The sequence below is a fragment of the Methylobacterium sp. J-090 genome (assembly GCF_022829345.1).
Lineage (GTDB): Bacteria > Pseudomonadota > Alphaproteobacteria > Rhizobiales > Beijerinckiaceae > Methylobacterium.
Genome location: NZ_JAKSXV010000114.1, coordinates 52,218 through 66,828 on the forward strand (window position 1 = coordinate 52,218; position 14,611 = coordinate 66,828).

Consider the following 14,611-nt stretch of genomic DNA (forward strand, 5'->3'; position numbering starts at 1 on the left):
GCCATGTCGAGCGATACCGAGAAACACCACGCCCTGCTCAGCGCGCTCAAGGCCGCCATGGGCAAGGGCGACGGCTCCTTCGAGCAGGCTGTCACCAACGCCTTCGAGCACGTCTTCGAGCATCTGGGCCGACTGAACTCCCACGTCTCGACCGGCGGTCACGACAACGAGGATCGCCCCCTGGAAGACGGGGAGTCCGCGACCCTCAGGTAGGCGACGCCTGATCGGGAGGGTATCGACGTCCGAAACCGCCGATACCCTTGGATGCCCTCAGGCGTCCTGCGGGACCGGGGAGCGGACCGGCAAAGTCCAGTTCGGCCGGACGAAGTGGCAGGTGTATCCGTCGGGGCGACGCTCCAGGTAATCCTGGTGCTCGGGCTCGGCCTCCCAGAACGGGCCGACGGGCGCGACCTCCGTGACCACCTTGCCCGGCCAAAGACCGGAGGCATCGACGTCGGCGATGGTATCCTCGGCAATCCGCCTCTGCTCGTCGTTGACGTAATAGATCGCCGACCGGTAGCTCAGGCCGCGGTCGTTGCCCTGCCGGTTCGGCGTTGTCGGGTCGTGGATCTGGAAGAAGAACTCCAGCATGTGCCGGAAGCTCGTCCTGTTCGCGTCGTAGGTGATCTCGATGGCCTCGGCGTGGGTGCCGTGGTTGCGGTAGTTCGCGTCTGGCACGTCGCCGCCGGTGTACCCAACGCGGGTCGATACCACGCCTACCTGGCGCCGGATCAGGTCCTGCATGCCCCAGAAGCACCCGCCCGCCAGCACCGCCCTCTCGTCGCTCATCCTTGCCGCTCCATACGTGTGAGACGCCCCTCGGTCTTCAAATGGAACCCGGGAGGCAGTTTTCCCCTGTTCGGGCACGATTTTCGATTTGGGTCCATGGGCTCGCGTGAGAGTCGGGGACGCCCTCGAAAGCAACCTTTACGGAACGGGAAATCGCCACCGCCCGGACGCATCTCGAAGCCGGTGTCCGAGAGCTTGGCCAAGATCGGCGAGGTCAAGGGCGCTGTTGGGAGAACCAGGGCTACGCTTGGTATGCGCGCATCTGAGCCCTCGCCATTTCGTCCGGCGGGCCCTCTATGAAGGTTCGTCCAGCGTCGCGGCACCGGCGGCGGCAATGCGTTCGCTGAGATCCTTCAGTTCCTGACGCAGATCGGCGAGCTCGCGGTCGGCCAGCCCCGTCCGGCAGACGACGGATTGCTGCGCGGCCGAGACATCAGCCTCAAGTTGGATACCCACTTCGGTAAGGGCGACGAGCACGACGCGCCGGTCAGCGCCGCGGGTGCGCGTGACGAAACCGGCCGCCTCCAGCTTGTCGACGAGCGGGGTCACGGCGTTGGACCCGAGTTGCAGCCGCTCGGCCAAGGCATGGATTGCCGTCGTACCGTCCTGCCATAGGGCAAGCATCACGAGGTACTGCGGATAGGTCAGGCCGAGCTCGGCGAGCATCGGACGATAGGCACGCACCAACGCGTTGGTCGCTGCGTAGAGCGCGAAGCAGAGCTGGTCGTCCAACCGCAGTCTGGACTTCTTCGAAACCATAGCTCAAATTCCGTTCAGGTCTGGATGATCCACGCGTGAACGAATGTATCCAGCGGTGGTGGTTCCAGCTCTCGTGCCGGTCAATCTGACGGGACCCTATCAAGGGTCCATCGTAGAGGGGAAACGCTATGGGGAAGATCCTGATCGTGGCCCTTACTGTCGCGGCCCTTTCCGCCACGTCCGCGCTCGCGGTCGACCATGCCGCGATCAATCACGATGCCCCATAAGGAAAGCCGATGACCTATCCCGCCCTGACCGCCTTCTACGCCGGCCTGTTCGCGCTCATCTACGTCGGCCTTTCGGCCTGGGTCATGGCGAGCCGCGTGTCCTCCGACACGCTGCATGGAGACGGTGGCAACGAAGCGCTGGAGAAGCGCATCCGGACCCAGGGCAACTTCGGCGAGTACGTGCCGCTCGCCCTGATCCTCGTGGCCCTCGTCGAGGCGGGCGGCAGCGGACCGACGCTGGTACGGACGCTCCTGATCGTCCTCCTTGTCGGCCGTGTCCTGCATCCGTTCGGGATGTTCGCCGCCAAGAACTCGCCGGTTCAATTCGCCTGCCGCGGCGGGGGCATCCTCGCCACCCTCGGCGTCATCGTCGTTGCCGCCGTCACCCTGTTGCTGCGGGCCACCTGAGCGTCTCCGGAGTCCTGACGACCAGGAACAACCTGACTTAGCAGGGCCCACCGCGCCGATAACGCCTATCGACCGCACGCCGACCAGGATAATGCCTGGTCCTGATAATATTCTACGGTTTCGTGCGGCAATCGGACGGGCAGTTGCGGATCTACTCGGAAGTCGGCGAGGGCACGACGATGTGCCTCTATCTGCCACAGCACTACGGCGTGGCTGAGCAGGCCGACGTGATGGCTTGCCTCGGCAACGCGCCCCGTGCCGCGCAGGACCAGATGGTGCTGATCGTCGATGACGAGCCCACCGTCCGGATGCTGGTCACCGAGGTGCTGGAGGATCTCGGCTACACCGCCATCGAGGCAACAGACATCCCGGCCGGGCTCAAGGTCCTGCAATCGGGTTGTCGCGTCGACCTGCTCGTAAACGACGTCGGCCTGCCGGGCGGCATGAACGGGCGCCAGATGGCCGACGCCGGCCGTGTGTCCCGACCGGATCTGAAGGTCCGGTTCATTACCGGCTACGCCGGGAACGCGGTGGTCGGGAATGGCCATCTCGACCCCCGCATGTCGTTGCTGACCAAGCCGTTCGTGATGGAGGCGTTGGCCACCCGCATCAGAGACCTGATCGCGGGACCGTGACAGCTGCCGCACCAACATCTTGGTGCCGTTTCCGTGTCGATGAAACGACGGTCTGTGGGGTCACCGCGGCCTGGGGGACACCGCTGTGACCTTGCGCGATATTCTTTAAAGCTGCCAACACGCTCGACCGTGGTCGGCGAACATCCAACGACCTCAGTTCTCGTCGGCACCCGTCGGTAGCGAACGGCGTTCGGCAGTCCGGTGCCGCACGGCGGCGCTCATCGAGGGCCCATTCGCCGGGACCGATGCGACACCGCGAGCGGAGGGCAGCATCGCGGCACCGGCGGCGACGAACCCGGCCAGCGCACGAAGGTCGTCTGGCTGGCGGGGATCGTTGGCGATCAGGTCAGCCTCGTGCTTCAGGCGGGCGTTGCAAGCCGGTGAGGCAAGCGCACCCGTTGGCGTGCAGGCGTCGTGCCGAGCGCAGGCCGCATCGAGGGCATCGATGGGGGCAGCGGGGGCGTTGTTGCCGGGGCCGCAGTAATTGCCATGGATGAGCATGCTCGCGTGGCGGGTCGCTTGGCCGTCCTGCGCGACGGCTGGCAGTGCGATCCCCAGGGCAAGAATGAAAGGTACCGTGAATCGGAACATAGCTTCGCGAGTCTCTCGTAAAGTCGGGTGAGCCTTGTCGGTGGCGTGAGGTGGGTCGGATCGGGGCAACCCAGGATCTCAGGCGTCGACGGCGCCGATCTGTTTGAGCATCGTCAGGTTGTCCATGAGCGCCCAGTGCTCGGCCAGCCTGTCGTCCGCGACGCGGAAATAGTCCATAACCACGATGTCGACCGCCTTGCCGGTGGCGGGGATGCCCTGAAACTCGCCGGTGTGCCGCCCCTGGAAACGCAAGCGGGCCAGCACGCGGTCGCCTTCCGCGATGACCTCGTCGACGGGCATCTCGATATCGGATAGGCCGCCGTGCAACACTTCGGCGAGCTTGCGAATGCCGGCCATTCCACGCACCTCGAAGTCGAGGCCCGGATCGTGGCGCACGAAGTCGGGCGCGATGAACCGGTCCCACCATGCCTCGTCCCGGGCACGGAACGCGACGAAGTACGCCTTCACCAGATCCTTGTTCGATTCCGTCGACATCGTTTTCTCCCGACCGGCGTCGCCTCAGCGCGACTCGACCTTGATGCAGGTGAAGGCGACCGGGAGGGCCTTGCCACCGTCGGCCTTTTTCGTGAACGAGGCGGCGTTGGCGGTGGTCGAGGCGATGGCGTGCTCGACATCCGGACTGTCGACCGGCAGCACGTAGTCATGGCCGCTCTCCATGCCCTTGGTCGGGTCGAACACCCGGATGGTGACGTTGTAAGGCTTCAGCTCAGTCTTCATGGTTTCTCCTGCCTGGAGTTGCGTGGATCCGATGACGGCGAGCGCCGCCAGGACCGTGCCCGAGATGAGGCCGCGCATCGTCTCCTCCGTTCTCAGCGTCCGGCACCCGGCTCGTGGATTGGACAGCCGTTGAAGCGCTGGCGGAACTCGGCAGAATGCTTGTAGGGGGCGTTGCGAGCGCGATTGATGTTGCCCAGGGGCTGGTGGGCGGCGAGCCCGGTCCAGATCGAGAAGCGCATCTCCTCGTTCACGGCCTGGACGCGGGCCTCGTCCCAGCTGTCCTGTGGTCGGGCAGTAATCAGGCCGACCCGTTGGAACGGCGCTTCCTCCTCGTCCCACTCGACGGTCGAGTCCTCGACGGGTTGGCGTTCGAGGTCGCGGCATAGCTGGACCCGGAACTCCCAGACGCCCTCAATGCCTTCCATCTCCGACTGCACCGTATCGCGGATCGCGTTCGGCCGGCCGGAGGCGTCGATCTCGGTGCCGGTCAGGGCGGTCAGCCCGGCGGCTACGGGGGCGACGGAGAACTTGGCGATGTAGTCCCCGTACCGGAACGGGGTGACGCTGTAGTAGATCTCGCCGAGCGGATCGACGTTGGGCGCACCACCGAGCGAGCCGATGGTAGGGCTCTCGATGCCCACCGCCGTCAGCGCCTTGTTCACGCCGCGCAGCACGGTGGAGGCGGCGACCTTCAGGCCCTCGGCCCGGTCGGTGGTCTTGGCGAGCATCTTGAGGCTGCCCAGGAACTTCTCGGCGTTCGGAGCTTGGAAGACCTTGCCGTTGACCATGATGAAGTTCTGGGTCGTACCCTCGGCATCGGGCAGGCGCTCGCCCTCGACATCCAGGATCTTGAGCGCGAGGCCGCGCGGCAGGGAGACGGCGTCCGGCAGGATGTCACCGGCGTTGGTCGACAGCCGCATGTAGACCTTGTGCTCGCCGGGCTTGACGAACAGCCCCTGCGCCAGTTCCGGCGGAAGGTTCGGATCGATCCTGAGCACGCCGTCAAGGATACCGTGCGCCTTGGCATGGACGGAGCGCACGGCATGGCCGGAGTCGTCCGCGACCCTCTTCAGGATCGTGTCGAAGGTCTCGTTCAGTCCCTCGATGGTCTTACCCTCGTCAGGCTTCACGACCTCAACATCGGGGCTGTAACGGACAGGCTCTGGCAAAACTCTCGACTCCATCATTTCTAATCCGACGATGAACCTCGCTTGACCCCGTCCGTTCCTCGCTCAGGCTCATTTCACTCAGACGTGAACGAATTTTTGGAACGCCGAGGCCAGGGGGGGCTTGTCGCGGGTAGGTCGATATAACTGCCCCGTCCCCCTCCCGGAGTTCTCCGTTGCGTCTCCCGCCCATTCCACCGCAAGACCTCACCGGGGATCAGCGCCGGCTTTACGAGACCCTCCAGGCCGGCATCGCCAAGCAGTTCGGAGGCTTCCAGACGGCCAGGGCGGACGGCGCCCTGCTCGGACCCTTCAATCCATGGCTGCACGAGCCGGAGATCGGCCAAGCGGTCTGGGACCTCACCGAGGCGGTGTCGAAGCGCGGCGCCCTGACGGACGCGGCACGGCAGGTCGCGATCCTGGTGACGGGCTCGCGCTTCAAGGCAGCCTACGAACTCTACGCCCACGTCCAGGTCGCGCTTGAGAAGGGCCTGAAGGAAGACAAGGTCGCGACCATCGTAGCCGGGCAGCGTCCGTCCGATCTGACGGCCGAGGAGGCCGCCGTCTTCGACGCGGCCAGCAACCTGAATGCCGGCGGCGTCCTTCCGCGCCCCGTCTACGACAGGGTCGTCGCGGCGTTCGGCGCTGGCGGGGTGTCCGAGCTGATCCATCTCGTCGGCTTGTACGCGATGGTCTGCATCACGCTGAACGGCTTCGACGTGCCCGTGCCGGAGCAGCAGGTCGACCCGGCCCCGTAGCCCGCGGCCGTTCCCGTCCCAGCTCGTATGAAGCCGACCCGGACCCGATCCGGTCGCACCGAAAGATGCGTACCCATGCCCGTCTACGCCGCGAGCGACCTACCGGAGACGGTGGCCCGTACCACGATGGATCCCGAGATCGCGGAATGGCTGAAGACCGGACCGGTGCTCGGAGGGCCGGAGCCGTTCTACAAGCAGCGGCGCGCCCACGACGCCTTTATCGATGCCGACAAGCCGCCCATTGGCAGGATCGAGCATCTCGGCCTGCGCGGTCCGCACGGCACTGTACCCGTACGCGTCTACCACCCCTCCAAGCCCGGCCCGGCCGAGGGTACTGCCCTGGTCTACCTGCACGGCGGCGGCTTCGTGGTCGGTTCGCTCGACCAGTTCGAGACCGCCATGCGGCACCTGTCCGAGGGTAGCGGCGCGCAGGTCTACTGCGTCGATTACAAGCTCGCCCCCGAGTACCAGTGGCCGGTCCAGATCGACGAGAACGAGTTCGTCGTCCGCTGGCTGTTCGAGCATGCCGCCGAGCGCGGGATCGACCCGGCGCGGATCGCGCTCGGCGGCGACTCGGCCGGCGGCAACATGACCTGCACGATTTCCTTGCGCCTGCGCGACACCGGTGGGCCGCGCCTCGCCCTGCAGATGCCCCTCTACCCCGAGACGGCGCTCCCCTTCGACACCAAGGCCGGGATCGAGAACCGGACCGGCGCCTACGTCGATACGGCGGGCGTCCACCAGTTCCTCTGGCACCTGCTGCCGCACGAGGTCGACTACACGCAGCCCTACGTGACGCCGATGAACGCGGACAGCCACGCGGATCTGCCGCGTGCGCTGCTGGTTACCTGCGGCTTCGACATGCTGCGTGACGTCGGTCACGCCTATGCCAGGAAGCTCGCGGCGGCGGGCAACGATCTCACCTACGTCCACCATCCGGACCTGCCGCACGGCTTCATCCAAATGACCGCGCATTCTCGGCGCTGCCTGGCGGCGACCGAGGAGTTGGCCGGCCTGCTCGGTAGGGCCCTCCGCAGGGCCTGAAGGGCGCCGCAGCCGCAACGAACCTTTCCCCACCCCCATAACGAGGAAGACGACATGACCTTGCAAGGAAAGAAGATTGCCATCCTGATCGCCCCGCGCGGGACCGAGGAGCCCGAGTTCGTCCAGCCGCGCGATGCGGTAACGATGGCCGGTGCGAGCGTCACCGTGATCGGGCTTGAGGCCGGCGAGGCCGAGACGGTCAACAACGACCTGGACCCGGCCGGCCGCTACGCCGTCGACGCAACCATCGAGGGCGCCTCGGCCTCCGAGTACGACGGTCTTGTCATCCCGGGTGGCTGCGTCGGCGCCGATAAGCTCCGGGCGAGCGAGGCGGTGGTCGCGTTCGTCCGGGATTTCTTCGCCCAGGGCAAGCCGGTCGGCGTGATCTGTCACGGGCCGTGGACGCTCGTGGAGGCGGACGTCGTGAAGGGCCGCACGCTGACCTCGTTCCCAACGCTGCAGACCGACATCCGGAACGCCGGTGGAACCTGGGTCGACCAGGAGGTCGTCACGGACAAGGGACTCGTGACCAGCCGCAACCCTAAGGACCTGCCCGCCTTCTGCGCCAAGATCGTCGAGGAGTTCGCCGAGGGCCGCCATCCCGACCAGGCCCGCAGCGTCTGAGGGCGGTCCTTCCAGGGGTCGGTCGCACAATCCGCGGCCGGCCCGCGTTGCCCCTCATCAATTCCGCGAGGTGACCATGACCTACCTTCGATACGCACCCGACATCGAGAAGCCCGCCGTGGGCGAGCAGGAGACCATCGACGGCATCATCAAGGGCATGACGCAGCAATCCGAGACGGTCGAGGCCCGCGAGCACCACGCGGTGCGCGCCAGCCACGCCAAAAGTTCGGCCTGCGTCACCGGCGATCTGACCATCACCGCCGGCCTGCCGCCCGAACTGGCACAAGGGCTCTTCGCCAACCCTGGCACCCATCCCGTGGCGGTCCGTTTCGCACAGGGCCCGGGCGAGACCCTGGGCGACCGCGTCTCAACCCATCGCGGCATGTCCATCAAGGTGTTCGACGTCCCCGGCGAGAAGCTGCCCGGCCACGCCGTCGATACCCAGGACTTCGTCCTCGCGACCGGAACCACCTTCCCCTCGGGTACGGCGGCCGGGTTCCTGCGCGACGGCACGGTCATCGGCAAGTCGACCGGGCTGCCGGAAGGGGTCAAGAGCGCGGTCTCGTCGACCATGCGCAACCTCAATCGTGCCCTGCACGCCTTCGGGACGGAGAGCGCGCTCGCCGACTTCTTCGGCCATCCCTACAGCCACCCGCTGGCCGACAGCTACTTCAGCCAGGCGTCGGTCCGCTACGGCGACTACGTCGCCAAGCTCGGGGCTGTGCCTTCGACGGAAAGCCAGCGCGCACTGTCCGAGTGGCGCCTCGACCCGCATCAGGACGAGGACGGCTTCCGCCACGCCACGGTCGCTTTCTTCCGGGAGAACGAGGTGGTGTACGAGCTGAAGGCCCAGCTCTGGGCCGACGCCGAGAGGCAGCCCATCGAGGACGCCTCGGTTGACTGGCCGGTCTCGATCAGCCCCTACCGCACCGTGGCGACGCTGCGCCTGCCGCGCCAGGATGCCTACGCACCGGATCGCGTGCGCTACTTCGACGAAGTGATGACCTTCCGTCCCGCCCACAGCCTCGCGTCGCACCGGCCGCTCGGCTCGGTTATGCGCGCGCGTCTCCAGGTCTACCAAGCCCTGAGCGCCTTCCGCCATCGCGAGAACGGCGTGGCGGAGGAGGATACCGGAAGCATCGACCGGATCCCGGCCTAGGACCGGCGTCTCGGACGCCGGTGAGGATATTCCTGCCAAAGGAGGCTTCGCGTGAGCGAGCAACAGGTCAAAACCACGCTCCTGGATGTGAACGTCGACGTGGCGGGGCCGGCGGACGGACCGACCGTCCTTCTGCTCCATGGCTGGCCGGACGACGCCACGACCTGGACGAACGTGGCCGGGCATTTGAACGAGGCGGGTTTCCGCACGGTGACGCCGGAGTTGAGGGGCTTCGGCGGTACCCGCTTCCGTTCGGCCGACACGCCACGCACCGGTAATTCGGGAATCCTGGCCCACGATGCCATCGATCTCATGGACGCCCTCGGGGTCGAGACCTCCATGGTCGCCGGCCATGACTGGGGCTCGAACGCCGCCGAGGCCATGGCGGTCGGCTGGCCCGGGCGTGTGACCCGCATGGCGATGCTCTCGACCCCGTCGCGGCTCGGCGGCATGCCGACCCCGCCGTTCCCGCAGTGCCAGCGCCAGTGGTACCACTGGTTCCAGGCGACCAAGCGCGGCCAGGACGCCGTGCGGGCCGATCCCAAGGGGTTCGGCCGCATCATGTGGGACAATTGGAGCCCGCCCGGCTGGTACGACGATGCGACGTTCGAGGCGGTCGCCGCGTCCTGGGAGAACCCGGACTTCGTCGACGTCACGTTGCACTCCTACCAAGCGCGCTGGGACGAGGCCGAACCCGACCCGCGTTCGGCCGAGCTTGAGGCGAAGGTGAAGGCGACCAAGGCCCTGTCGACCCCGACCCTCTACATCCAAGGCGCCGTCGACGGCGTGAACCCGCCGGAGGCGAGCAAGGACGTACCGTCGAAGTTCGACGGACCCTTCGCGTTCATCACCCTGGACGGGGTGGGCCACTTCGCCCCGCGGGAAGCTCCGGATGCCGTCGCGGCGGCGCTCATCCGGCACTTCCGATGCACGGAGGGCAATGAGGGAGCACGGTGATGCGTGAGCTATGGGACGGCGCGGCGGTCGAGTGGGATTCGGTCGAGATCGAGCCCGGCATGCGCCTGCACCACGGCGTAGCCGGCGAAGGCGAGCGTGTGATCGTGCTCGTCCACGGCTATCCCGAAACGGCCTACGCGTGGCGTCGTGTCGTGCCGCTGTTGGTCCGGGCCGGCTTTCGTGTCGTGGTGCCGGACTACCGCGGCGCCGGCGGTTCCTCGAAGCCGCCGGGAGGCTACGACAAGCATACGATGGCCGGTGACCTGCACGCGTTGCTCTACGGCCATCTCGGCCTGACGCGGCCGGTGACGATGGTCGGGCACGACATCGGCATGATGGTCGCCTACGCCTTCGCCCGCCGCTACCCGAAGCTGACCGAACGGCTCGTCGTGATGGAGGCGCCGCTGCCGGGCACCGATGCCTACCAGACGGCGGTGGGCGACACCGACAGGCTGTGGCACTTCCAGTTCCACCGCGCGCCGGACGTGCCCGAGTTGCTGACCGCCGGGCGCGAACAGCTTTACCTGGAGCGCTTCTACCAGGACCTCGGCTACGACACGGAGGCCATCGGCCCGGACGCGATCCAGCGTTACGTGCGCGCTTTCTCGCGGCCGGGTGCCATGCGGGCCGGGTTCGAGCTCTATAGGGCCTTCCCGGCCGACGAAGCGCACAACAGGGCTGAGGTGAAGCGCGACGGAAAGCTCACGATGCCGGTGCTGGCGATGGCGGGCCAGCAAAGCGCCTTCGCCCCGTTCACCGAGGCGATGATGCGGGAAGTCGCGAAGGACGTGACGTTCCGGACGGTCGAGCGGGCGAACCATTGGGTGCCGGAGGAAAACGCCGAGGGTCTCGTCCGGGAGATCCTCGGCTTTCTCGGCCCGCAGTGACGGAACCGGGGTCGGGGAGGGTCAGTTGGCGGAGCCGGGCTTGGAGAAGGCACGGTGCGCCGCCGCCACGAGCGGTTCGGGGAGCGCCTCCGCCACCGCGCTCATGAGCTTGTTCTTCACCGTCGGCACGACCTTGTCCTTGCCGGCCTGGAGCGCCTCGAAGGCGGCCTTCGCCACCATGGCGGGATCGTCCTTGCCTTCCATCGCGCCCGCCTTGGTGTCGAGCATCTCGGCGCGGTTGAAGAAGTTCGTGTCGGTCACCCCCGGCATCAGGATCGTCACGCCGACGCCGGTATCCTTGAGTTCGCTACGCAGCGATTCGCCGAACCAGCGCAGGAACACCTTCGTCGAGCCGTAGATGGCTTCGAACGGATCGGGCATGGACGCCTCGACCGAGGAGGTGAAGAGCAGCTTGCCTCTGCCTCTCGCCACCATGTCCTTGAGGATGGGTTTGGTGAGCTGAACCGCCCCGCGGACGTTCAGGTCGATCATCTTCAGTTCGCGCTGGAGGTCGGTCTCAACGAAGGGACCACCCAAGCCGACGCCGGCGTTGAGGCACAGCACGTCCACGGGACGCCCGAGCGACCGGATCGCCGCGACGAGGCTTTCGACGCCGTCCTCGCGCGAAAGGTCGGAGGCATGCGTCGTGACCTGCGCGCCGTCCGTCGCGAGGCGGCCGGCGGCCGTCGTCAGGTGCCCGGCATCCTGGGCGGCGATGAGGACGTCAAAACCGTTCGTGACGAACTGGTGGGCGAGTTCGAAGCCGATGCCGTTCGAGCCGCCGGTCACGACGGCGAAGGGGCGGGTGGATGTCTCGGTCATGCGGTTCTCCTGTCGCCATGGCCAACATGAGCCCTGCCGGTCGGGTTCCTGGGAGCCCCACCGGGTTGATGCAGTGCCGATCCAGTCGGATGCGACGCGGAAGCCTTCGGGGGTGGGTGATCCCACCGGCCAGGAAGGACTAACGCCGATGCGGTGCTCCTGCAGGGCATTCGGGAGAGGGCGCTGCGGAACCGGCAGACGAAAACGAGGATTTCCACAGGCTGCCCTGCTGCCATGCGAGGCCTTCCCATCCCGCCGAGATGCGTCTCGGCCCTTTCGGAGATCAACGATGAAAGCCCTGTGCTGGCACGGCAAGAACGACATCCGCTGCGACACGGTGCCGGACCCGATCATCGAGGACCCGCGCGACGTCGTCATCAAGGTGACGTCGTGCGCCATCTGCGGATCGGACCTCCACCTCATGGACGGGCTGATGCCGACCATGAAATCCGGCGACGTGCTCGGCCACGAGTTCATGGGCGAGGTCGTCGAGGTCGGCGGGGCTCACAAGAAGTTCAAGAAGGGCGACCGCATCGTCGTGCCCTTCAACATCAACTGCGGCGAGTGCCGCCAGTGCAAGCTCGGGAACTACTCTGTCTGCGAGCGTTCGAACCGAAACGCCAAGATGGCCGCCGAGCAGTTCGGCTACACCACCGCCGGCCTATTCGGCTATTCGCACCTCACCGGCGGCTACGCCGGGGGTCAGGCCGAGTACGTTCGCGTGCCGATGGCCGACGTCGCGCCGATGCTGGTGCCGGAGGGCATGGACGACGAGTCCGTCCTGTTCCTCACCGACATCCTGCCCACCGGATGGCAGGGCGCCGAGCACTGCGAGATCAAGGGAGGCGAAATCATCGCTGTCTGGGGTGCCGGCCCGGTCGGCCTGTTCGCGATCCAGTCGGCGAAGATCATGGGTGCCGAGCGCATCATCGCCATCGAGACCGTGCCGGAGCGCATCGCCATGGCCAGGAAGGCAGGCGCAACCGACATCATCGACTTCATGCAGGAGGACGTGTTCGAGCGCATCAAGGAGATCAGCAAGGGTCAGGGCGCCGACGGTGTCATCGATTGCGTCGGCATGGAAGCATCGTCCGGCCACGGCGGCTTCACCGGCGCGCTCGCGACCATCCAGGAGAAGCTGACCTCGACCGAGCGGCCGTATGTCCTGGCGGAAGCCATCAAGGCGGTACGGCCCTGTGGCATCGTCTCGGTGCCCGGCGTCTACGGCGGGCCGGTGCCGATCAACATGGGCTCGGTCGTCCAGAAGGGTCTGACCATCAAGAGCGGCCAGACCCACGTGAAGCGCTACCTGGAGACGCTGACCAAGCTGATCCAGGAGGGGAAGATCGACACGACGTCGATGATCACCCATCGCTCGACGAACCTCGCCGATGGACCGGACCTCTACAAGACCTTCAAGGAGAAGAAGGATGGCTGCGTGAAGGTGGTCTTCCACCCGAACTGACCTGACGCCGGCCATGGCCACGCATCGATCCAGGGCGACCCTTGCCCTGGCAATCCCTTGATCTCGACGGAATGAAGCAGATGGATCTCGGCATCAGCGGGCGGGTCGCCGTCGTCACGGGCGGCGACTCCGGCATGGGTTTCAAGACGGCGGAGTTCCTCCTGCGGGAAGGCGTGAAGGTCGTCCTCACCGACATCGACGACACGCAATTGCAGAAGGCCGCGTCCGAGCTAGCCGCGTTCGGTGAGGTCAGGGCCGTGGCGGCCGATCTGAGCGGCATGAAGGGCGTCGAGGTGCTCGCCGCCTTCGCCAACATGGCTTTCGATGACAAGCCAACGATCCTGGTCTGCGCGGCAGGGATCACCGGTGCGTCCGGTGACTTCCTCGAACTCACCGACGACGATTGGCTTGAGGCGATCCAGACCGACCTGATGGCGGGCGTGCGCGCGACCCGCGCCTTCATTCCGCACATGCGCAAGGCGGGCTGGGGCCGGGTCGTGCTGTTCTCGTCCGAGGACGCCGTTCAGCCCTACGTCGAGGAACTGCCCTATGCCGCCGCCAAGGCCGGCGTCCTGAACCTCGCCAAGGGCCTGTCGAAGGCCTACGGGCCGGACGGCGTGTTGGTGAATGCGGTCGGACCTGCCTTCATCGCCACGCCGATGACCGACGCGCAAATGGAGAAGAAGTCGAAGGAGAAGGGTATCACCTTCGATGAGGCTATCCAGCAGACGCTGGATGAGGAGCGCCCCGGCATGGTCGCCAAGCGACGCGGCAAGGCCGAGGAGGTCGCCGCCGCCGTCGTCTTCCTCTGTTCCGAGCGGGCGAGCTTCATCACCGGCGAGTTCCTGCGCGTCGATGGCGGCTCCGTCATGACGATGGGCGCTTGACGATCCGTAGACCCATCGCATCCAATTCAACCCTACCGGCGCGAAGGCACGCCGGCTTCCCGACAGAGACCGGAGCAGTCCAAACGATGGCCAAGTCGAGCGACGTCACCGGCGAGGTCATCGGGGCGACCGGCGGCAATCACCTGTTTTGAGCGAGACCGCGATCCGCAACGGCGACGCGCTTCCACTTGGGCAGTATGCCGCCCTGGGCGACGGGCGAAGCGTCGCCCTCGTCGGGGCCGACGGCTCGGTCGATTGGTGGTGCGTCCCCAACATGGACAGCACGGCCCTGTTCGACCGAATGCTCGATCCGGAACAGGGCGGTCGCTTCTCCGTCACGCCCGTCGAGCCTTTCACCGTCGAACGTCGCTACCGGCCGGACAGCAACGTCCTGGAGCAGACCTTCTCGACGGTGAGCGGCAAGGCTCGCGTCACGGACTCCCTCAACAGTGGCATTTCCGGACGCCTGCCCTGGAGCGAGCTGGCGCGCCGGATCGAGGGCCTCGAAGGTAGCGTCGGGTTCCGGATCGAGATGCGTCCTGGGCGTCGACGCAACTGGCCTGCCCCCGTTCGGTGGCCCATGTTCGAAGTTAGTGCATCGTCGGTCGCGTGACGATGGCAGGGCGAGCGGACGGCACTGATCCGCTCGGTTCGGTTGGCCAGATGAGGACCTCTGGCGCAGGCGGCTGGTAGCC

Annotated in this window: 18 protein-coding genes and 1 pseudogene; 12 read left to right on the forward strand and 7 right to left on the reverse strand. The window is 66.6% G+C overall.

Translation table 11 applies throughout. The annotated features are described in order from the left end of the window. The first annotated feature begins 3 nt into the window (after positions 1-3). Complete coding sequence (locus MKK49_RS23700; protein ID WP_244032568.1) at positions 4-213, forward strand: hypothetical protein; 210 nt, start codon at positions 4-6, stop codon at positions 211-213. A 57-nt stretch (positions 214-270) separates the two neighbouring features. Here MKK49_RS23700 and msrA read toward each other — a convergent pair whose 3' ends face one another. Further along, on the reverse strand, positions 271-789 hold the full coding sequence (gene msrA / locus MKK49_RS23705) for a peptide-methionine (S)-S-oxide reductase MsrA (protein ID WP_244032570.1): 519 nt from the start codon (positions 787-789) through the stop codon (positions 271-273). Between the two features lie 294 nt (positions 790-1,083). After that, positions 1,084-1,521 carry a MarR family winged helix-turn-helix transcriptional regulator gene (locus MKK49_RS23710; protein WP_244032573.1) on the reverse strand — a complete coding sequence of 146 codons (438 nt, stop codon included), beginning with the start codon at positions 1,519-1,521 and terminating at the stop codon, positions 1,084-1,086. A gap of 263 nt (positions 1,522-1,784) precedes the next feature. Between MKK49_RS23710 and MKK49_RS23715 the strand changes: the two genes are divergently transcribed. Both MKK49_RS23715 and MKK49_RS23720 read left to right on the forward strand, forming a co-directional pair. Then, positions 1,785-2,183, forward strand: coding sequence for an MAPEG family protein (locus MKK49_RS23715; protein WP_244032579.1), 399 nt, complete (start codon positions 1,785-1,787; stop codon positions 2,181-2,183). A gap of 95 nt (positions 2,184-2,278) precedes the next feature. Next, positions 2,279-2,818, forward strand: a pseudogene (locus MKK49_RS23720) (response regulator); the annotation flags it as partial. 153 nt (positions 2,819-2,971) lie between these two features. Here the strand turns inward: MKK49_RS23720 and MKK49_RS23725 are convergent. The 4 genes from MKK49_RS23725 to MKK49_RS23740 all read right to left on the reverse strand — a co-directional run bounded on the left by MKK49_RS23725 (position 2,972) and on the right by MKK49_RS23740 (position 5,331). Beyond that, positions 2,972-3,409 (reverse strand): hypothetical protein, encoded by a 438-nt coding sequence (locus MKK49_RS23725; protein ID WP_244032580.1) that lies wholly within the window; start codon positions 3,407-3,409, stop codon positions 2,972-2,974. Between the two features lie 78 nt (positions 3,410-3,487). Further along, the gene (locus MKK49_RS23730) at positions 3,488-3,904 is read right to left on the reverse strand and encodes an ester cyclase (RefSeq protein ID WP_244032583.1); all 417 of its coding nucleotides are present in this window, start codon (positions 3,902-3,904) and stop codon (positions 3,488-3,490) included. A 24-nt stretch (positions 3,905-3,928) separates the two neighbouring features. Further along, a complete protein-coding gene (locus MKK49_RS23735; RefSeq protein ID WP_244032585.1) occupies positions 3,929-4,225 on the reverse strand; it encodes a hypothetical protein in 297 nt (98 codons plus the stop codon). 14 nt (positions 4,226-4,239) lie between these two features. Continuing rightward, positions 4,240-5,331, reverse strand: coding sequence for a catalase family protein (locus MKK49_RS23740; protein WP_244032609.1), 1,092 nt, complete (start codon positions 5,329-5,331; stop codon positions 4,240-4,242). A gap of 158 nt (positions 5,332-5,489) precedes the next feature. Here MKK49_RS23740 and MKK49_RS23745 point away from each other — a divergent pair, with 158 nt between their 5' ends. From MKK49_RS23745 to MKK49_RS23770, 6 genes are all read left to right on the forward strand, one after another. After that, on the forward strand, positions 5,490-6,071 hold the full coding sequence (locus tag MKK49_RS23745) for a carboxymuconolactone decarboxylase family protein (RefSeq protein ID WP_244032587.1): 582 nt from the start codon (positions 5,490-5,492) through the stop codon (positions 6,069-6,071). A gap of 75 nt (positions 6,072-6,146) precedes the next feature. Beyond that, on the forward strand, positions 6,147-7,115 hold the full coding sequence (locus MKK49_RS23750; protein ID WP_244032589.1) for an alpha/beta hydrolase: 969 nt from the start codon (positions 6,147-6,149) through the stop codon (positions 7,113-7,115). 54 nt (positions 7,116-7,169) lie between these two features. Next, positions 7,170-7,739, forward strand: coding sequence for a type 1 glutamine amidotransferase domain-containing protein (locus tag MKK49_RS23755; protein WP_244032592.1), 570 nt, complete (start codon positions 7,170-7,172; stop codon positions 7,737-7,739). Positions 7,740-7,815: 76 nt separating this feature from the next. Next, positions 7,816-8,898: a catalase family protein gene (locus tag MKK49_RS23760; protein ID WP_244032594.1), complete on the forward strand. Its 1,083-nt coding sequence runs from the start codon at positions 7,816-7,818 to the stop codon at positions 8,896-8,898. A 51-nt stretch (positions 8,899-8,949) separates the two neighbouring features. Further along, positions 8,950-9,855: an alpha/beta fold hydrolase gene (locus MKK49_RS23765; RefSeq protein ID WP_244032596.1), complete on the forward strand. Its 906-nt coding sequence runs from the start codon at positions 8,950-8,952 to the stop codon at positions 9,853-9,855. Beyond that, positions 9,855-10,742: an alpha/beta fold hydrolase gene (locus MKK49_RS23770; protein WP_244032598.1), complete on the forward strand. Its 888-nt coding sequence runs from the start codon at positions 9,855-9,857 to the stop codon at positions 10,740-10,742. Before MKK49_RS23765 ends, MKK49_RS23770 begins: the two co-directional genes overlap by 1 nt. Before the next feature lie 21 nt (positions 10,743-10,763). On the opposite strand, the gene MKK49_RS23775 is transcribed toward MKK49_RS23770, so the two are convergent. Next, positions 10,764-11,564, reverse strand: a complete 801-nt coding sequence (locus MKK49_RS23775; protein WP_244032601.1) for an SDR family NAD(P)-dependent oxidoreductase — start codon at positions 11,562-11,564, stop codon at positions 10,764-10,766. Positions 11,565-11,853: 289 nt separating this feature from the next. Between MKK49_RS23775 and MKK49_RS23780 the strand changes: the two genes are divergently transcribed. The 3 genes from MKK49_RS23780 to MKK49_RS23790 all read left to right on the forward strand — a co-directional run bounded on the left by MKK49_RS23780 (position 11,854) and on the right by MKK49_RS23790 (position 14,529). Then, positions 11,854-13,029, forward strand: a complete 1,176-nt coding sequence (locus MKK49_RS23780; RefSeq protein ID WP_243923416.1) for a zinc-dependent alcohol dehydrogenase — start codon at positions 11,854-11,856, stop codon at positions 13,027-13,029. Positions 13,030-13,109: 80 nt separating this feature from the next. Then, entirely contained in the window at positions 13,110-13,916 is an 807-nt protein-coding gene (locus tag MKK49_RS23785; protein ID WP_244032603.1) for an SDR family NAD(P)-dependent oxidoreductase, read from the forward strand. Positions 13,917-14,064: 148 nt separating this feature from the next. Then, complete coding sequence (locus MKK49_RS23790) at positions 14,065-14,529, forward strand: trehalase-like domain-containing protein (protein WP_244032605.1); 465 nt, start codon at positions 14,065-14,067, stop codon at positions 14,527-14,529. Positions 14,530-14,611: the final 82 nt, after the last annotated feature.